At 63.6% G+C, this 18,011-nt stretch carries 18 protein-coding genes; 13 read left to right on the top strand and 5 right to left on the bottom strand.

Annotation, left to right across the window (positions count from 1 at the left end):
* The first annotated feature begins 68 nt into the window (after positions 1-68).
* From BMX92_RS15680 to BMX92_RS15635, 11 genes are all read left to right on the top strand, one after another.
* A complete protein-coding gene (locus BMX92_RS15680) occupies positions 69-1,430 on the top strand; it encodes an NAD-dependent succinate-semialdehyde dehydrogenase (protein WP_093018360.1) in 1,362 nt (453 codons plus the stop codon).
* Positions 1,431-1,486: 56 nt separating this feature from the next.
* A complete protein-coding gene (recO, locus tag BMX92_RS15675) occupies positions 1,487-2,221 on the top strand; it encodes a DNA repair protein RecO (protein ID WP_093018180.1) in 735 nt (244 codons plus the stop codon).
* Positions 2,222-2,313: 92 nt separating this feature from the next.
* Positions 2,314-3,357: a 3-isopropylmalate dehydrogenase gene (gene leuB / locus BMX92_RS15670; RefSeq protein WP_093018178.1), complete on the top strand. Its 1,044-nt coding sequence runs from the start codon at positions 2,314-2,316 to the stop codon at positions 3,355-3,357.
* Positions 3,358-3,445: 88 nt separating this feature from the next.
* Positions 3,446-3,865 carry a hypothetical protein gene (locus tag BMX92_RS15665; protein ID WP_093018358.1) on the top strand — a complete coding sequence of 140 codons (420 nt, stop codon included), beginning with the start codon at positions 3,446-3,448 and terminating at the stop codon, positions 3,863-3,865.
* Positions 3,866-3,929: 64 nt separating this feature from the next.
* Entirely contained in the window at positions 3,930-4,922 is a 993-nt protein-coding gene (locus BMX92_RS15660; protein ID WP_093018176.1) for a threonine dehydratase, read from the top strand.
* Positions 4,919-6,127: an O-succinylhomoserine sulfhydrylase gene (gene metZ / locus BMX92_RS15655; RefSeq protein ID WP_093018175.1), complete on the top strand. Its 1,209-nt coding sequence runs from the start codon at positions 4,919-4,921 to the stop codon at positions 6,125-6,127. Before BMX92_RS15660 ends, metZ begins: the two co-directional genes overlap by 4 nt.
* Positions 6,128-6,165: 38 nt before the next feature.
* A complete protein-coding gene (apaG, locus tag BMX92_RS15650) occupies positions 6,166-6,564 on the top strand; it encodes a Co2+/Mg2+ efflux protein ApaG (protein ID WP_093018356.1) in 399 nt (132 codons plus the stop codon).
* Complete coding sequence (locus BMX92_RS15645) at positions 6,561-7,352, top strand: LysR family transcriptional regulator (protein ID WP_093018173.1); 792 nt, start codon at positions 6,561-6,563, stop codon at positions 7,350-7,352. Before apaG ends, BMX92_RS15645 begins: the two co-directional genes overlap by 4 nt.
* A gap of 165 nt (positions 7,353-7,517) precedes the next feature.
* Positions 7,518-7,826: a hypothetical protein gene (locus tag BMX92_RS26965; protein WP_143066803.1), complete on the top strand. Its 309-nt coding sequence runs from the start codon at positions 7,518-7,520 to the stop codon at positions 7,824-7,826.
* 178 nt (positions 7,827-8,004) lie between these two features.
* A complete protein-coding gene (locus BMX92_RS15640) occupies positions 8,005-10,749 on the top strand; it encodes an autotransporter outer membrane beta-barrel domain-containing protein (RefSeq protein ID WP_177185079.1) in 2,745 nt (914 codons plus the stop codon).
* A 248-nt stretch (positions 10,750-10,997) separates the two neighbouring features.
* A complete protein-coding gene (locus BMX92_RS15635; protein WP_093018169.1) occupies positions 10,998-11,363 on the top strand; it encodes a hypothetical protein in 366 nt (121 codons plus the stop codon).
* 4 nt (positions 11,364-11,367) lie between these two features.
* On the opposite strand, the gene BMX92_RS15630 is transcribed toward BMX92_RS15635, so the two are convergent.
* Together BMX92_RS15630 and parE are read right to left on the bottom strand one after the other, a co-directional pair.
* Positions 11,368-12,618, bottom strand: a complete 1,251-nt coding sequence (locus BMX92_RS15630; RefSeq protein ID WP_093018166.1) for a serine hydrolase — start codon at positions 12,616-12,618, stop codon at positions 11,368-11,370.
* Positions 12,619-12,737: 119 nt separating this feature from the next.
* Positions 12,738-14,714 (bottom strand): DNA topoisomerase IV subunit B, encoded by a 1,977-nt coding sequence (gene parE, locus BMX92_RS15625; RefSeq protein WP_093018164.1) that lies wholly within the window; start codon positions 14,712-14,714, stop codon positions 12,738-12,740.
* Positions 14,715-14,875: 161 nt separating this feature from the next.
* Here parE and BMX92_RS15620 point away from each other — a divergent pair, with 161 nt between their 5' ends.
* Complete coding sequence (locus BMX92_RS15620) at positions 14,876-15,715, top strand: outer membrane protein (protein ID WP_093018162.1); 840 nt, start codon at positions 14,876-14,878, stop codon at positions 15,713-15,715.
* A gap of 70 nt (positions 15,716-15,785) precedes the next feature.
* On the opposite strand, the gene BMX92_RS15615 is transcribed toward BMX92_RS15620, so the two are convergent.
* Positions 15,786-16,481 carry a GcrA family cell cycle regulator gene (locus tag BMX92_RS15615; RefSeq protein WP_093018160.1) on the bottom strand — a complete coding sequence of 232 codons (696 nt, stop codon included), beginning with the start codon at positions 16,479-16,481 and terminating at the stop codon, positions 15,786-15,788.
* A gap of 118 nt (positions 16,482-16,599) precedes the next feature.
* Between BMX92_RS15615 and BMX92_RS15610 the strand changes: the two genes are divergently transcribed.
* Positions 16,600-17,460: an ABC transporter permease gene (locus BMX92_RS15610; protein WP_093018158.1), complete on the top strand. Its 861-nt coding sequence runs from the start codon at positions 16,600-16,602 to the stop codon at positions 17,458-17,460.
* A gap of 156 nt (positions 17,461-17,616) precedes the next feature.
* Here the strand turns inward: BMX92_RS15610 and BMX92_RS28065 are convergent, their stop codons facing one another.
* Complete coding sequence (locus BMX92_RS28065; RefSeq protein WP_256213464.1) at positions 17,617-17,745, bottom strand: hypothetical protein; 129 nt, start codon at positions 17,743-17,745, stop codon at positions 17,617-17,619.
* Positions 17,742-18,011, bottom strand: a 270-nt coding sequence (locus BMX92_RS15605; RefSeq protein ID WP_305728178.1) for a UDP binding domain-containing protein, incomplete at its 5' end; no start/stop codon positions are given. The genes BMX92_RS15605 and BMX92_RS28065, both read right to left, overlap by 4 nt.

Here is an 18,011-nt window from a genome sequence, read left to right as displayed (position 1 = left end):
GCGTTGTGACCCTGCAAGAGCATCCCCATATTGCTCTCTCCACCCCGAATCATTCCCGTCCGGAGCCGATCATGAAAAGCATCAATCCCGCCACCGGTGAGGAAATCGCCGTCCATGAGGCGCTGACCGAAGCGCAGATCGACGCTGCGCTCGACCGGGCGATGGCAGGCTTCGCGACATGGCGGGAGACGGACCTGTCGGAACGCACTGCGCTCCTCTCCGACCTGGCCGACGCCTATCATGACCATCGCGACCGTCTCGCCCGCATGGCGACGCTGGAAATGGGCAAGACGCTGAAATCCGCGCTGGCGGAGGTCGACAAATGCGTCGCCGTCTTCCGCCATTATGCCAAAGAAGGCCCGGCCATGCTGGAGGGCGGCAGCATCCCGCTGGCCTCCGGAGGCAAGGCCGATCTGGTGTGGCTGCCCATCGGTCCGGTGCTGGCGGTGATGCCGTGGAATTTCCCTTATTGGCAGGTCGCCCGTTTCCTGGCCCCCTGCATCCTCGCCGGCAATGTCGGGCTGCTCAAACATGCCAGCAATGTGCAGGGCGTGGCCGCGCTGATGCAGGAGATGATGACGCGCGTCGCCGCGCCCGACGGCCTGTTCCAGAACCTGCCGATCCGGTCGGATGCGGTCGCGGCGATCATCGCCGACGATCGGGTCGCCGCCGTCACCCTGACGGGCAGCGAGGGGGCAGGGCGCGCGGTCGCGGAACAGGCGGGCCGGGCGCTCAAGAAGGTCGTGCTGGAACTGGGCGGGGCCGATCCCTTCATCGTCATGCCCTCGGCCGATCTCGACGCGGCGGTGAAGCAGGCGGTCACCGCCCGCATCCAGAATACGGGCCAGAGCTGCATCTGCGGCAAGCGGATGATCGTCCATACGGATATCTATGACGCTTTTCTGGAGCGCTATGCGGCGGCGATGGCGGCGGTAAAGGCGGGCGATCCGTTCGACACGGCGACCGACATGGGGCCGCTGTCCAGCGAGGAACAGCGCCGCACCGTGCAGGAGCAGATTTGGAAGCTGAAGGCGGCCGGCGCCACGCTGATCGGCGGGGAGGCGCATCCGGGGCCGGGCGCTTACATAAATGCCGGCATATTGACCGATGTGCCGACCGATCCCGCACTGATGGGGGAGGAGATTTTCGGGCCGATCGCCATGCTGTTCCGGGCGACAGACATCGATGATGCGATCGCCATCGCCAACGCCATCCCCTTCGGCCTGGGTTCGTCGGTCTGGACCAGCGATGCCGACGAGCAGACCCGTTTCATCCGCGATGTGCAGGCCGGCATGACCGCCGTGAACCAGATGCTCGCCTCCGCGCCTGAAGCCCCCTTCGGTGGCGTGAAGCGTTCCGGCCATGGCCGCGAACTCGGCCCTTATGGTCTGCACGAATTCATGAACCTCAAGAGCGTTTATCGGAAGTGAGCGGGAAGGATGGGCTCCTGCTTTCGCAGGAGCACGCTTCGCTCTAGGAGAGGGCGATGCCCCATCTCTCCACCACCGCGATCGTCTGTGCGTTGCGCCATCATGGCGAACATGGCGCGATCGCGCGGTTGTTGACGCCGGGTGATGGTCTGCTGCCCGGCTATGTCCGTGGCGGCCGGTCGCGGACTATGCGGCCGGTGCTGCTGCCGGGCAATGTGGTGATGGCGGAATTTCGCGCCCGGACCGAAGATCAACTGGCGGGCCTGACCGTCGAACTCGCCCATAGCCGCGCGCCGCTCCATGCCGAGCCGCTGCCGGCCGCCGCGATCGACTGGAGCTGCGCGCTCACCGCCGCATCCCTGCCCGAAGGGACGCCCTATCCGGCGCTGCATCAGGCTTTGTCCGGGCTGCTCGACGCGGTGGAGGCGGCCCCGGCGGCGCGAGGCTGGGCGGCGGCGCTGGTCCGCTATGAACTGCTGTTGCTCGCCGAACTGGGCTTCGGCCTCGATCTCACGCGCTGCGCGGCGTTGGGCGATACGACCGATCTGGCCTATGTCAGCCCGCGCAGCGCCGCCGCCGTCAGCCGCACGGCGGCGGTCGGCTATGAAAACCGCCTGCTGCCGCTGCCGCCTTTCCTCCTGGAAGGGGGCATGGGCGACTGGGACCAGATTATCGATGGGCTGCGCCTGACCGGCTTCTTTCTGGAGCGCTCCGTCCTCACCGACCGGCGCGCCGATGTGCTGGCGGCGCGGGAAAGACTGGTCGAACGGCTCAAAAGAGCGGTTGCCTAAAGCGGGCAGCTTCTGCAAAGGCGGGCGCCGACAATCTGCCCCATTATTGCACGTCCTGGGGCTGTACGAACATATTGTGAGGAAGCACCGTCATGTTGATCGCCCTGTTCCCCGGAGATGGTATCGGCCCCGAGATCGTCGCACAGGCGAAGCGCGTGCTCGATGCGCTGGCGATCGACGGCCTGACCTATGAAGAGGGGCTGGTCGGCGGCGCAGCCTATAAGGCGGTCGGCCATCCGCTGCCGCCCGAAACGCTGGACATCGCCAAGCGCGCCGACGCCATCCTGTTCGGCGCGGTCGGCGATCCCGATTGCGACGCGCTGGAACGGCATCTGCGCCCCGAACAGGCGATCCTGGGCCTGCGCAAGGAACTGGGCCTCTTTTCCAACCTGCGCCCGGCCAAGGTCTTCCCCGAACTGGCGCATGAATCGGCGCTGAAGCCGGAAGTCGCCGGATCGATCGACCTGCTGATCGTCCGCGAAACCAATGGCGACGTCTATTTCGGCGAAAAGGGTTTCCGCACCACCGTCGATGGCCTGCGTGAAGGCTATGACATCATGTCCTATAACGAAGCCGAAGTGCGCCGCATCGCCCATGCCGGTTTCCAGGCCGCCCGCGCCCGTCGCGGCAAACTCTGTTCGGTGGACAAGGCCAATGTGCTGGAAACCAGCCAATTGTGGCGCGACGTGGTGATCGCGGTATCGGCGGACTATCCCGATGTCGCGCTCAGCCACATGTATGTCGACAATGCCGCGATGCAGCTGGTCCGCAACCCCGGCCAGTTCGACGTCATCGTCACCGGCAATCTGTTCGGCGATATCCTGTCGGATCAGGCGAGCATGTGCGTTGGCTCGATCGGCATGCTGGCGTCCGCTACGCTCAACGGCAGCGGGCAGGGCCTGTATGAGCCGATCCACGGTTCCGCGCCCGATATTGCCGGGCAGGGCAAGGCCAATCCGCTGGCGACCATATTGTCGGCGGCAATGATGCTGCGTTACTCGCTGGACCTGCCCGAACAGGCCGACCGGATTGAGGCGGCCGTGGCGAAGGCGCTGCGCGACGGCGCCCGCTCGCCCGATCTGGGTGGCAGCATGAACACGCTGGAAATGGGCGAGGCTGTGCTCGCCGCGCTTTGAAGCGTCCTTCGGTTCGTCGCATAATCGGCGAACCGGCTTAACTTTTGCGGCTCCATGCCGATCTAATCGGAAAATGGGGTCGCAGAATATGCATATGGAATTGGCGCAGGATCATGACGGCCTCCGCAGGATGATGCGGGATTTCGCCCACGCCATGGAAAGCGCGCGGGCGGAGGACATGCCGGATATCGCGCGACGCCGCATCGCCTTCTCGCAACTGTTCCGCGAACATATGGCGCGCGAGGATGCGATGGTGCAGGATTTGCGCCGCAATCCGATGACGCCCCACGCCGATCAGGTGGTCCGCACCAGCAGCCGCGCCATGGTTGCGCTGTTCCTGCGCTACAGCGACCATATCAAATATTGGACCCCGGCACAGATCGCCGCCGACTGGCCCGGCTATCGCGCCGCCGTGCTGGAATTGCAGAACGGCCTGTATGACCGGATGGAATGGGAAGAAGCCCATCTCCACCCGCTCTTTGCCGGTCGGGTGCGCAAGGCAGCCTGAAAAAGGGGCCAATCCGCCCATATCGGTCCTGTCCCGGGCGGTGCATGGCCGATAGATGTGCAGGATGACCGATCTTTCGCTTGCCTCGCTCCGTTCCGCCGCTGCCCTGATCCATGAGCAGGTGCCGCCGACGCCGCAATATGCCTGGCCGCTGCTGGCGGGCCGCAGCGGTTGCGATGTGTGGGTGAAGCATGAAAATCACACGCCCACCGGCGCGTTCAAGGTGCGCGGCGCGATCACCTATATCGACTGGCTGCGCACGGCCCATCCCGAAGTGAAGGGCATCATCACCGCCACGCGCGGCAATCATGGCCAGGCACAGGTGCGCGCGGCCAAGGCGGCCGGTCTGTCCGTCACCATCGTCGTGCCCCATGGCAATGCGCTGGAAAAGAACCGGGCGATGCGCGCCTTTGGCGCGAACCTGATCGAACATGGTCATGATTTCGACAGTGCCAAGGCGGAGGCGCTGCGCCTGTCGCAGGAACAGGGGCTCTTCATGGTCCCCGCCTATCATGATCAGCTGGTGCGCGGTGTGGCCAGCTATGGGCTGGAACTGTTCGACGCGGTGCCGGACCTCGACACCGTTTACGTGCCTGTGGGTTGCGGCTCCGGCCTGTGCGGTACGATTGCGGCGCGCGATGCGCTGGGCCTGAAGACGAAGGTCGTCGGCGTCGTCTCCGCCCATGTCGATGCGGCCAAGCGCAGCTTCGAGGCAGGGCGCCTCATCTCCAGTCCCACAGCCTACACCTTTGCCGATGGCGTGGCGGTCTGCACCCCGGTTCAGGCTGCGCTCGACTATTTCGGGCCGCGCGCCGATCGCTTCGTCGCCGTGACCGATGATGAAGTGGCCGAGGCGATCCGCATCTATTGGGAGGACACGCATAATCTGACCGAAGGGGCGGGGGCCGTCGCGCTGGCTGCGCTGATGCAGGAAAAAGAGCGAATGCGCGGCAAGAAGGTTGCGGTAATCCTGTCGGGCGGTAATGGCGACAGAAGCCAGATGGCCGAGATATTGGGCGGGGCCACCCCGCGCGTGGAATTGCGGAAGGCGATATGAAGCGGAAGAGCGGACAGAATCCGGAGATCACGAAGAACTGGAAGCCGGCGACGCTGGCGATCCGGGGCGGCACGGCGCGCAGCGAATATGGCGAAACGTCCGAAGCGCTCTTCCTGACCAGCGGCTATTGCTATGACCGGGCGGAGGATGCCGCCGCGCGCTTCGCTGGCGATCAGGTCGGCATGACCTATAGCCGCCTTCAGAACCCGACAGTCGAGATGCTGGAACAGCGCATCGCCCTGCTGGAAGGCGCCGAGGCCTGCCGCGCCACGGCTACCGGCATGGCGGCGATGACGGCGGCGCTGCTCTGCCAGTTGTCGGCCGGCGACCATGTCGTCGCGGCCAAGGCGGCCTTTGGCTCCTGCCGCTGGCTGGTCGACACGCTGCTGCCCAAGTTCGGCATTCAGACGACCACGATCGACGGCGCCGACGTTGCAGCCTGGGAAGCGGCGGTGAAGCCGAATACGAAGGTCTTCTTCTTCGAAACCCCGGCCAATCCGACGATGGACGTGGTGGATATCGCCGCCGTGTGCGCCATAGCGAAGGCGCATGGCATCACCACCGTCGTCGACAATGCCTTTGCCTCGCCCGCGCTCCAGCGGCCGATGGAATTTGGCGCGGACGTCGTGGCCTATAGCGCGACCAAGATGATGGACGGGCAGGGCCGCGTGCTCGCCGGCGCCATCTGCGGCACGCGCGACTGGATCGACAATGTCCTGCTGCCCTTCCACCGCAACACCGGGCCGACGCTCAGCGCGTTCAACGCCTGGGTGGTGCTCAAGGGGCTGGAAACGCTGGACCTGCGCATCCGTCGCCAGAGCGACAATGCGCTCAAGGTCGCGCGCTTCCTGGAAACGCGCCTGCCCAAGGTCAATTATCCCGGCCTTGAAAGCCATCCGCAGCATGCGCTGGCCATGCAGCAGATGGAGGCCGCCGGTCCGATCTTCTCGCTTTATGTCGGTGGCGGCCGTGCGGAGGCGCATGGCCTGCTCAATGCGCTGGAACTGGTCGACATCAGCAACAATATCGGCGACTCGCGATCGCTGATGACCCATCCGGCCTCCACCACCCATTTCGGCATGGCGGAAGAAGCCCGGCTGGAAGTCGGCATTACCGAGGACATGCTGCGCCTCAACGTCGGTCTGGAAGACCCGGACGATGTCATCGCCGATTTCGATCAGGCGCTGCGCGCGATAGGCCGTTGACGGACGAGGGGGTTAGGGCGCATTCCTGAGACATGACCGTGCTTGCGCTCTTCCCCTTTCATGCGACGACGCGCGACATCACTATCCATGTCGCAGTGACGTTCCTGCCCGAACAGTCGGAGCCGGATCGGGGCCGCTGGTTCTGGGCCTATCATATCCGGATCGAAAATCAGGGCGACCATCCGGTGCAGCTTCTGACGCGTCACTGGATCATCACCGACGGGCGCGGATCGCAGCATAGCGTCGATGGTGACGGCGTGGTGGGGGAGCAACCGGTGGTGCAGCCGGGGAAAAGCTATGACTATGTTTCGGGTTGTCCGCTGGGTACCCCGACCGGGTCGATGAAGGGCAGCTATCGCATGATCGGCATTGACGGTGACACATTCGAAGTCGCCATCCCCCATTTCGCGCTGATCGCACCGGCGGTGGCCGAATGAAGCGGACCCATTTGCCGCTCAACGGCCTGCGCGTGCTGGATGCGGCGGCGCGGCATCTGTCCTTCACCCGCGCGGCGGACGAACTGGCGGTGACGCCGGCGGCCGTCGGGCAACAGATTCGCGCGCTGGAGGATATGCTGGGCGTCGTGCTGTTTCGCCGCACACCCAAGGGGCTGGAGCTAACCCCGGAAACCGAAGCGGGCCTGGATGCCCTGCGCGCCGGTTTTCTGGAATTTGAGGAAGCCGTCCGCGCGATGCAGGCGGGCCAGTCCAGCCATGCGCTGACCATCGCCGCGCCCCGCGACATCACCGCCAAATGGCTCCAGCCGCGTCTGGCCGCCTATGCTGCCAGCCAGCCGGACCTGACGTTCCAGTTGATATCCGCTGACGAAGCGTTGGACTTCACCGAAGCCAATCTGGACATCGCCCTGCGGCTGACCGACGGCGCAGGCGAGCATGAGGGCGTGAAGATCGGCGAGGCCGTCTATATCACCGTCGAAGCGGCGGCTGGCGGCCCCGATCATCGCATCGACTGGCCCGGTTGCCCCGCTGGCGACAAGCCTGCGACCATTCGCGTGGCTGATGGCGGGTTGGCAATCGAGGCAGCGGCGAACGGCTTCGGTCGTGCCCGCGTGCCGCAATTGCTGGCGCAGGCGGATATCGCGGCGGGCCGGGTGCGGCAGGTGGGCGACACCAGCCCGACCCTGCTCGCCTACTGGCTGATCGCGCCGCTGCCCCAATGGCGGCAGAAGAAGGTCAAGGCGCTGGTCGAGGCGCTGATCGCCTGAAACCCCGCTCTGGCTGGGGGCCAGTCCGGCAGGATTGATCCGAAGTGAGATCGGAGTGCTTTGATCTGCGCTCGCAATGACGGCTCAATATGAAGTCACTCCGCTCTAATGGTCTGATAACAAGAAATTATCTCTTCCAATCATGATATGTGGAAGGGCTGCTGCATGGCATATGCGGCATTGCAGCCTTGTGTGGCTGGGATGCTGAATATTCAGGCCCAATATTCTACGAAATTTCGAGTCAGAGCGGGATTGTTTGCAGCGAATAATGAATTTTTGGATATTATTTCGTATTCGAAACAAATTTCTAACAATAATTGTCATATTCATTATGTAATAATTTTCATTCCAGCGCATATTTCTTTCATTTTGACGCAACGTCGTCCTCATCTGATCCTCTGTTGTTGCAGCATATTGCCGCGCGGTAAAATGCCGCCGATCAGATGGCATGTGCGCAATAATGCACAGGCTTAAAAAAGGGGTCGCTCCACAGATTTATATATTGGCTCGCCAATTATAGCTGCAAATGGAGTGAAGCATGAAAATAGGATTGTTGTTAGCCGCTAGTGCCTTGGCGCTAAGTTATACTGTTCCTGCAAGTGCCAGCGATGAAACCAGAAATTCTCCAACCGGCGGCGCTCTTCCATCCGGTGTGACGGAAGTTGGCGGCATCGTCGTCGATCTGACCGGCACCAACGATACGCGCGTGGTGTCGCAGCTGGCAGCATCCCAATTATACCGGGGCTATGCCAATTATTCGGAAAATGCGGTTCCGGGTGTTGCGACCGGCAATCCTTTGCTGTTCGGTACCCAGACTGGCTATGACAGCACGCTGCTGGACCAGCTTGGCGGCGGTATCCAGTCCCTGTCCATCCGCATCACCCTCTATGATGGCGATACCGCGCCGGGCGATTTCGACGAGGGCGAAAATACCCTGTCGGTCAATGATATCCTGCTCGGCAACTGGTCCGATGTGACCGCCTATCAGACCACGTCCGATGGCCAGACTCTGCTCAGCACGACCAACGGGTTCGGTAACGACATCTTGGCGACCGGCTTTTTCAGCATCACGGACGTCGCGGTCCTTACGGAAATCTACAACAGCCTGCTGGCGAGCAACGCGCTCGCCTTCACGCTGAACGACGTCGATCCCTATGACAATTATTTCGATTTCACGCAGGGTGTCGATGGCGGCCTGATCGATGTCGGCACCGGGCCGGTGGTGACGCCGCCGACTGTCCCGCCGACCGGCCAGTTCCTCTATTGGGACGGCGCCGCCGCCGGCAATGCCGACAATGGCGTGGTGAATGGCGGCGACGGCGTGTGGGATGCGACCACCGCCAACTGGACCGAAGCGGGCGGCGGCACCAATGGCGCCTATACGCCCAATCCGGGCAGCGTGACCTTCGCGGGCACGGCCGGCACGGTGACGGTCGACAACAGTCTGGGCAATGTCGCGGTCGAAGGCATGTATTTCGCTGTCGATGGCTATCATATCGTCGGCGAACCGATCGAACTGAGCGGCAGCGCCGCGACCATGCGGGTGGGGGATGGCACCGCTAACGGCGTGTCCTTCGTCGCTACGATCGACGCACCGCTGACCGGCACGGCCGGCCTCACCAAGACGGATCTGGGCATATTGGTTCTGGGTGGCGAGAACAGCTATTCCGGCACGACCACCGTGGCGGGCGGAACGTTGATCGGATCAGCCACCAGCTTCGGCAGCGGCGAAGCGGTGATCGACGCCGGAGCCAGCATGATCATCGATCAGGCGGCCGATGCAAGCTTCGCCAATGCGATTTCCGGGGAAGGCAGCCTGTTCAAGGCCGGTGCCGGCGCGCTTGAACTGACGGCCGACAGCAGCCTGACCGGCCCGACGACGGTCGTCTCCGGGAAGCTCCAGGTCAATGGCAGCCTCGCCACGTCAACAGTGACAGTCGGCAACGGCGCCATTTTGGGCGGCTATGGCACCGTGGGCGGCATCAGTGCGCAGACGGGATCGACGGTCGCTCCGGGCGGATCGATCGGCACGCTCAGCGTCAATGGCGATTATCATCAGGCGACGGGGTCACGCTATGCCGTGGAACTGACCTCGACCGGCGACACCGACCTGCTGGACGTGTCCGGCGCGGCGACGCTGGATAGCGGCTCCCGACTGGTCGTGACCAAGACGGACGCCGCGCGCTATGTGCTGGGCAAGCGTTATACCGTGCTGACCGCCGATGGCGGCGTGACCGGCGACTATGCGTTGTCGGGCGATACGCAGGTGTCGCTCTTCTACAATCTGGTCGACAATTATGACGCGACACATGTCTATCTCGATGTCGCGCAGACCCGCTCCTTCGCCTCGGCCGGGGCAACGCCGAACCAGATTTCCGCGGCCGCAGGCGCGGACAGCACGACCGGCACGCTGCACGACGCGATCGGCTATCTGCAAACGGAAGCGGAGGCCCGTGTCGCCTTCGATTCCATCTCGGGCGAAATCCATGCCACCGTCCGCGCCGCCGCGCTGGAGGACAGCCGCTTCATTCGGGAGGCCGTGAATGGCCGCCTGCTGGATGCGACCGATCCCAATGCGCTCTGGTTCAGGGGCTATGGCTCCTGGGGCCGGATGAAGGGGGACGGCAATGCTGCACGCTATGATCGCGACATTGGCGGCTTCTTCCTCGGCTATGACATGGTTCGCAGCGGCGCGCTGCGCATCGGCCTGCTGACCGGCTACAGCCATAGCAGCGTCAAGCTGCCGGCCCGTTCCTCTTCGGCCAAGGCGGATGACGTGCATCTGGGCGCCTATGTCGGGATCGGCAAGGATGTGGGTTTCGCCGCGCGTCTGGGCGCTTCCTACACGTTCCGGTCCATCAAGACGAACCGGTCGGTTGCCTTCACCGGCTTCACCGACTCGCTCGGCAGCAAATATGATATCGGCATCGGTCAGGCCTTTGGCGAGCTTGGCTACAAGATCGGCGTCGGTCCGGCGACGATCGAACCGGTCGCCGGTCTGGCCTATGTCCATCTCGATTCCAGTCAGGGCGTCGAAAGCGGCGGGGCATCGAAACTGTTCGTCCATGCCAAGAATTCGCAAATCCTGTTCAGCACCTTAGGGGCACGGTTCAAGGCTGATCTGTCGCCGCAGGGGGGCACCGTCGTCGCGCTGACCGGCTCGGCGGCTTGGCGCCATGCCAGCCATAATCGCGATGCGCTGGCATCGCTGGCCTTTGCCGATGGCGATCGCTTCGCCATCACCGCACCGCCCATCGCCAAGGATGTCGCGGCGGTGGACTTCGGCGTCGAGGCACGGCTGGCGTCCGGCCCGGTTCTCAGCCTGTCCTATTCCGGGCAGATCGGCAATGATCTGCGCGATCATGGCGTAAAGGCCAGCCTGCGCTGGCCGCTCTGACAGAGACGATATGTGTGGCGGGGGAGGGCAAGCCTTTCTCCGCCATGCCACTCTTGCCCGCCTCTACTGGGATTGCCTTCGGTGATCATCCTGGCTCCGTTCGCCTCTGACGGATTGCGTTGTCGCGCCAATGGCGGCAGAAGCAAGCCAAGGTGCCGATGGTGCGAGGGAGAGGATCAGCAAACCACCATCTGCCAATATCTTACGGCTTTTTACGAAGCCATGTCTGGCCGTGGGCCGAGGGGCAGATGTTTCAGGTAGATTATGATCGTTTCACCAATATCCTCACCCTCAAGGTGGAGGGTTTCTGGAACCCCGACAATGTCTCCGCGCTCGCGCGGGAAGTGGGTTTGAAGGCCAATCAGGCCAGGGCGATCCGCGACGATTTCAACGTCATCGTCGAATCCTTCGACTTTCCTGTGCAGGCGAACGATGTCGCGGACCTGCTCGCCGGCATCATGCGCGGCGGAATGGTCCTTACCACCGGGCGAGCCGCTGTGGTCGTCGGCAGTCAGTTGAACAGGGCGCAGGCGGAACGAACTCTGGTGCATCCCCGGCTGCGTGTCTTTCTGACTTTGGAGGATGCGCGGGACTGGTTGGCGGACGAGGGCTGATCCCTCAATTCGCGACCAAATTCATCGCCCGCGTCATCAGCGCAACGAACCGGCTCTCCTCCACCCGCGCCGCCGGATTGTTCCAGCTACCACTGACGGCATACCAGCTTCCGTCCTGCGCCTGTGCCAGCAGGTTCATCGCCATGACCCCCGGCTCGCTGCCGCCCTTGTACCCCAGATAGCGCCAGCGCTTCGCATCGGCTGGCGCGATGCCGGGATTGACGGCCATGATCGGCAGGGCCTCTCCACCATGCATACGCAGCCAGTCGAGCAGCGCGATCATGTCGGTCGGGGAAGCAAACCATTCGATGCTGTCGATCGCGGTCGGGTTTTCCGCAACGCTGCCGACATCGACCTTATTGGCGGTCAGGCGCGCTGCTGCATCCCGCAGCAGGTCACGCCGCTCAGTCAGCGATCCCGTCTCATAACGCTGACGCAGATCGGCATTGGCCGGCATCTTCAGCGCAAAGGCCTCGGCGGTGCTCAGCAGTGGCAGCGCCTTGCCTGCGTCGATATGGCCCGCCGTCGCCAGCATCGCATCGACCTTCTCCCGGCCCAGCGCGCGGAGCAGCGTGTCGCTGGCGCTATTGTCGCTTTCGGCGATCATCGCCGTCGCCAGACTGTGCAGCGTCATCGGCGCCTTGTCCGGCCAGTTCATCAGCCGGCCGGAAAAGCTCTTCGGACCCAGCGGGATGACGTCGCTCCAGCGCCTTTGACGGGCACCAGTCGCGCGGGCCAGTTCGGCAAGGATATAGAGTTTGAAGCTGGAGCCGGTCGCCATCTGTGCGTCGGCCCGCTGGGCGCGCAGCAGTTGCGGTCCTGCATCGGTCAGTTTCGCGATGGCGAAGGCGCTGCTGCCGGGCAGGGCGGCGATATCGGCCATCACCTTGTCCAGGCTGTCCTGCGCCGTCTTTGCGCCGACGATATGCAGGCCGACGACCCGATTGGGCGCTTGCGGCGCGACCACCAGCGAGAAGCCGACCGTCGCCCGTTCATAACGGATCTCGACCTGCCCGGCGGTATCGCTGGTCTGGCTGACAGCCCCCAGTGCCATCGGCTGACCATGCTGGGCACGCAGATCGGCGGCAATGGCGCGCCAGCGATCCACCGGCACCGCGTCGAGGAAGAGGGAGGAGAAGTACGCCTCCTCGCCACCGGGCGCAGCGAGGATGCCAAGCAATTGTTCGGCGCGGGCCTGATAGGCGGGAGAGGGGGCAGCGTGCGCGGACAGGGGGAAAAGGGACATGGTCAGCATGGATAGCAGACCCGTCAGCCAGATATAGCGTGCTCCTGCGAAAGCAGGAGCCCAGTTCCACCCTCTGATGTGGGCTCCTGCTTTCGCAGGAGCACGTTCCGGGTGGACTGGAATGCCCCTCATGCGTCGATCGCTTCCTCGTCCACCGCCGCCGCATTTTCCTGAATGAAGGCGAAGCGGTGCGCCGGATTGGTGCCCATCAGCCGATCGACCAGATCGCGCACCTGCTGCCGGTCTTCGACATCGTCGGGCAGGGTGATGCGGATCAGGATGCGCGTCTTGGGGTCCATGGTGGTTTCGCGCAACTGCATCGGGTTCATTTCGCCCAGCCCCTTGAAGCGGCTGATGTCGACCTTCTTGCCCTTGAACTCCTTCGCCAGTAGTTCCTCGCGATGCGCATCATCCTTGGCGTAGAGGCTCTTGCCGCCCGCAACCAGGCGATAGAGCGGGGGTTGCGCCAGATAGAGATGCCCGCGCCGCACCAGTTCCGGCATTTCCTGAAAGAAGAAGGTCATCAGCAGGGTAGCGATATGCGCGCCGTCGACATCGGCGTCGGTCATGATGACGATGCGTTCGTAGCGCAGGTTATCCGGGTTGCAATCCTTGCGCGTGCCGCAGCCCAGCGCCAGGATCATGTCGGCAATTTCCTGATTTGCCAATATCTTGGCGGTGTTTGCTGAGGCTACGTTGAGGATCTTGCCGCGCAACGGGAGGATCGCCTGTGTCTTGCGGTCGCGTGCCTGCTTGGCGGAACCGCCTGCGGAATCGCCTTCGACCAGAAAGATTTCAGCACCTTCCGGATCATCGTTCGAACAATCCGTCAGCTTGCCGGGCAGCCGCAGCTTGCGGCTGTTGGTCGCGGTCTTGCGCTTGACCTCCTTCTCCTGCTTACGCTTCAGCCGCTCGTCCATGCGGTCCAGCACATAGGACAGCAGCGCCTTGCCCCGGTCCATATGGTCGGTCAGATAATGGTCGAAATGGTCGCGCACCGCATTTTCCACCAGCCGTGCGGCGTCCGGGCTGGTCAGCCGGTCCTTGGTCTGGCTCTGGAACTGCGGTTCGCGGATGAAGACGGATAGCATGATTTCCGAGGACGTCATGATGTCGTCGGCGGTGATATCCTTCGCCTTTTTCTGCCCCACCAACTCGCCAAAGGCGCGGATGCCCTTGACCAGCGCGGTGCGCAGCCCGGCTTCATGGGTGCCGCCGTCGGGCGTCGGGATGGTGTTGCAATACCAGCTATAGCTGCCATCGGACCAGAGTGGCCATGCGACCGCCCATTCCACCCGGCCGGCGGTGCCGGGAAAATCCTGATTGCCCGAAAAGAAGACGCTGGTGGCGCAATCGCGGTCGCCGACCTGTTCCTTCAGATGGTCGGCCAGGCCGCCGGGGAACTGGAACACGGCTTCGGCCGGCGTATCGTCGCTGATCAGCGCCGGATCGCATTTCCAGCGTATCTCGACGCCCGCGAACAGATAGGCCTTCGAACGGGCGAGGCGATGCAGCCGCGCCGGCTTGAACTTCTGCTCGCTGAAAATCTCGGTGTCGGGAATGAAGCTGACCGACGTGCCGCGCCGGTTGGGGGCCGCACCGACCTTCAGCAATTCGGTCTGCGGCAGGCCGCGTGAGAAAGTCTGGCGGAACAATTCCTTGTTGCGCGCCACTTCCACGATCGTCTCGGTTGACAGCGCATTGACCACGCTGGCGCCCACACCGTGGAGACCGCCGGAGGTGGCATAGGCCTTCCCCTCGAACTTGCCGCCCGAATGGAGCGTGGTCATGATCACTTCCAGCGCTGACTTGCCGGGGAATTTGGGATGCTCGTCGATCGGCATGCCACGGCCATTGTCGACGATGGTCAGCCGGTTGCCCGCCTCCAGCGTCACCTCGATCCGGGTGGCGTGGCCCGCGACCGCTTCGTCCATGCTGTTGTCCAGCACTTCGCTGCCCAGATGATGCAGCGCTCGTTCGTCGGTGCCGCCGATATACATGCCGGGGCGTCGGCGGACCGGCTCCAGTCCTTCCAGCACCTCAATGGTCGAGGCGTCATATTGCGGGGCGGCGGGGGTGTTGGCGGCGAACAGGTCTTCGGACATGCCACAAGCTATAAGCGGCCGGGCGGCAGGCGCAAGCGTTGCGCATAAGCCACAGCAGCAATCAATTGTCACAAAGGCTGATGCAACAAAGTCATCTGCCCCTTCGTTCGCAGCGTGACCGTGGAGAGGTAATTCTCTGCATCAGGTGAGGAGATAGTTTCATGAAGACAATCGCATTTGCGCCGCTTGGCGCCACGCTGGCGCTCGCCCTGGCGACACCGGCCGTCGCGCAGGATAGGGGGGCTGTGGATTGGACTGGCCCCTATGTTGGTGGCTCCTTTGGCTACACTTTTCAAAAAAGCGACAATAACGAGCATCTGCGTTTCGATACCGATGCCGATGGAGCCTATGACGATGTCGTGACGACGGCGTCCGGGGCGAATGCCTTTTCACCCGGAACCTGCGGCGGCGCGGCGCGCGGATCGACCCCGGCCAGCGGTTGCGATGGCGACAAGGACGCCATTAGCTGGATGGGGCATGTCGGCTATGATCGGCAATTTGGCAGCATCGTCGCCGGTGTCGTGGCCGAAGCCGGCCAGGCCTATATCGATGATAAGGTGACGGAATATTCGACTACCCCGGCCTTCTACACGATGCGGCGCAAGATTGACTGGAATGCCAATCTGCGGGCGCGACTGGGCTATACGACGCCGGGTGGGATCATGCCCTACATCACCGGCGGTCTGGCCTATGCAAAGGTCAAGAACAACTTCACGACCAGCAATGCCGCGAACAGTTTCACACAGTTCGACAATAAGGAAGATGCCTGGGGCTGGACCATGGGCGGCGGCGTCGAGGCCAAGGTGTCGAGCAATTTCTCGATCGGCGCCCGCTATCTGTGGACCCGCTATAATGTCGGCGACTATCGGGTCGATGTCGGGGCCGGAACGGCGCCCGCGACCAACCCCTTCCGCATCACCCCATCGGGCGGCGCCAGCATCAATCGAGGAGACAAGTTCGACACGCAAAGCGTGATGGTCACGACCAGCTATCGCTTCTGATCAGGCGCCTGCTACAAAAAAGGCCCGGTTTCCATAAGGAAGCCGGGCCTTTTTCATGTCTGATCCGAAATCAGCGAACGCGCGGGCCGCCGAAGGGCAGCGGCGGGGGCGGACGGCGCGTGCCGCGCGGCAACTGTGCCTGATAGGCGCGGCCGCAATGCTCGACGCAATAAGGGAAACCGGGATTCACCTGCTCGCCGCAGAAATGGAAATCGGGTTCGCCTGGATGGCCCATCGGCCATTTGCAGATACGCTCGGTCAGATCGAGAAGGCTCGTCTTGCCGGCGATTTCGGCGCTGGGCTTGGCGGGGACCAGACGGCGCGGCGGCGCGGGCGGAATCGGCGCCTGCTGATCGCCGGGGCCCTGACGCAGGAAGCCGCCGGGGCCGACCGAAATGATGCGCGGCTGCGGCGCGGGGGTGGGGGCATCTTCCGCCGCCGGTGCGGCGGCGACCGGTGCGGCAGGCGCAACCGGCTGCGGCGCGGGCGCGCGAACCGGGGCGGCGGGGGCGGGCGCTGCCGGTGCGGCGGCGCGGGGCGCTTCGGCTTCCGGCGCTGGCTTGCGCGGGGCAGGGGCGGCTGCCGCCTTCTTGGGCGCGTCGTTCGCCTTGACCGGCGAAGGACGCGATTGCAGGCCCAGGCGATGGGCCTTGCCGATCACCGCATTGCGGCTGACGCCACCCAGTTCATCGGCGATCTGGCTCGCGGTCAGACCGCGTTCCCACATCCCCTTGAGCTGGTCGATACGCTCGTCGGTCCAGGACAATGAAAAACTCCTCACAAATCTCGTATGGCTTCCTATATGGGAAGCACAGCGCGCAGGTTCAAATCCTTTGGACCTGACCCCTTGCAGCACAACGGACCAGCCGATAGTCGATCCTGCCATGAACGACCAGCCCAAAATTGTCGCCGTCACGCCCCTCGATTCGCCTTTTGCCGAGCCGGGCGTGCCGCAGATCCGCAATGTGAACTGGGCCGGGACCTGGGCGCTTTACCGCAAGGAGGTGCGCCGCTTCATGAAAGTGCAGCTCCAGACCGTATGGGCGCCGGCAATCACGACGCTGATGTTCCTGATCATCTTCATCGTCGCGCTGGGCGGCAGCGGCCGGACGGTGATGCTGCGCGGGGAAGCGGTGCCTTTCGCCGACTTCATCGCGCCGGGCCTGATCATCATGGGCATGATCAATGCCTGCTTCGCCAATGCCAGCTTTGCGCTGATGGTGGGGAAGGTGCAGGGGACGCTGGTCGACTATCTGATGCCGCCTATTTCTGTCGGCGAATTGCTGTTCGCGCTGGTCTCCTCCTCCATGACGCGCGCGATCATGGTCGGCTTTGCGCTCTGGGGCGCGATGGCGCTGTGGCCCGGCGTGCATGTGACCCCGGCGCATCTGTGGGCGGTGGTGTGGTTCGGCCTGCTCGGCACCAGCTTCATCGCCTTTCTGGGCGTGCTGACGTCGATCTGGGCGGAAAAATTCGATCATGGTGCGGCGATCACCAATTTCGTGATCGGTCCGCTCGCCCTGCTTTCGGGTACTTTTTATTCGATTGATCGCTTGCCGCCGCTGTTTCAGGGGATCAGCCACGCCAACCCCTTCTTCTATATCATTTCCGGCTTCCGCTACGGCTTCGTCGCTGCGGCGGATACCAATGTCGTGATCGGCAGCAGCGTCTTGCTGGGCCTGAACCTCGTCCTTGGTGGCCTCTGCTACACGCTGTTGAAGCGCGGCTGGAAGATCAAGGCCTGAAGTTTTCATAGAAATCCGGCCAAAGCCGGATTTGCCGCACCAGCCCGCTCCCCCACCCGGCCACCCAACGGCAGTATCATATGGGTGGCCGGGTGGGGGAGCGGGCTGGTGCGGCTAAAAATGCGCTCTTTCGCGCATTTTTCAAACGGACTCGTTTCAGGTAAACGCTGCGAAGATGGGGACGGCGATCCCCATCAGGAACAGGGTCGCCGCCGCGATCAGCCAGTGATACCAGCGGGGAAGGGCGTCATTCGACGGCCCTTCCTGCCAGGGCCAGTGGATCACCCCTTCTGCCCGACGCGTGTAATGGCAAAGCCCGCTTCGGTGGCTTCGGCGACGGGATAGATGTTGCGCAGGTCCACCAGCACCGGCTGCACCATCGACGCGGCCAGACGCTTCAGGTCCAGCGCCCGGAAAATATCCCATTCCGTCACCAGCACCAGCACATCGGCCCCGGCCGCCGCTTCATAGGCGTCCTTCACCATCGTCACGCCCGGCATCATCGGCGCGGCCACTTCCATCCCCTCCGGGTCATAGGCCACCACCTTCGC

Source organism: Sphingobium sp. YR768 (assembly GCF_900111125.1).
Taxonomy (GTDB): Bacteria; Pseudomonadota; Alphaproteobacteria; order Sphingomonadales; family Sphingomonadaceae; genus Sphingobium.
This window is presented reverse-complemented; position numbering and strand designations above follow the sequence as displayed.

Excerpts from the sequence above, each read along its gene's own strand:
- parE (WP_093018164.1), bottom strand. The coding sequence starts at position 14,714 with ATGTCCGAAGACCTGTTCGCCGCCAACACCCCCGCCGCCCCGCAATAT.
- leuB (WP_093018178.1), top strand. The coding sequence starts at position 2,314 with ATGTTGATCGCCCTGTTCCCCGGAGATGGTATCGGCCCCGAGATCGTC.
- BMX92_RS15660 (WP_093018176.1), top strand. The coding sequence starts at position 3,930 with ATGACCGATCTTTCGCTTGCCTCGCTCCGTTCCGCCGCTGCCCTGATC.
- BMX92_RS15620 (WP_093018162.1), top strand. The coding sequence starts at position 14,876 with ATGAAGACAATCGCATTTGCGCCGCTTGGCGCCACGCTGGCGCTCGCC.
- BMX92_RS15645 (WP_093018173.1), top strand. The coding sequence starts at position 6,561 with ATGAAGCGGACCCATTTGCCGCTCAACGGCCTGCGCGTGCTGGATGCG.
- BMX92_RS15665 (WP_093018358.1), top strand. The coding sequence starts at position 3,446 with ATGCATATGGAATTGGCGCAGGATCATGACGGCCTCCGCAGGATGATG.
- BMX92_RS26965 (WP_143066803.1), top strand. The coding sequence starts at position 7,518 with ATGGCATATGCGGCATTGCAGCCTTGTGTGGCTGGGATGCTGAATATT.
- recO (WP_093018180.1), top strand. The coding sequence starts at position 1,487 with ATGCCCCATCTCTCCACCACCGCGATCGTCTGTGCGTTGCGCCATCAT.
- BMX92_RS15635 (WP_093018169.1), top strand. The coding sequence starts at position 10,998 with ATGTTTCAGGTAGATTATGATCGTTTCACCAATATCCTCACCCTCAAG.
- BMX92_RS15610 (WP_093018158.1), top strand. The coding sequence starts at position 16,600 with ATGAACGACCAGCCCAAAATTGTCGCCGTCACGCCCCTCGATTCGCCT.
- metZ (WP_093018175.1), top strand. The coding sequence starts at position 4,919 with ATGAAGCGGAAGAGCGGACAGAATCCGGAGATCACGAAGAACTGGAAG.
- BMX92_RS15630 (WP_093018166.1), bottom strand. The coding sequence starts at position 12,618 with ATGCTGACCATGTCCCTTTTCCCCCTGTCCGCGCACGCTGCCCCCTCT.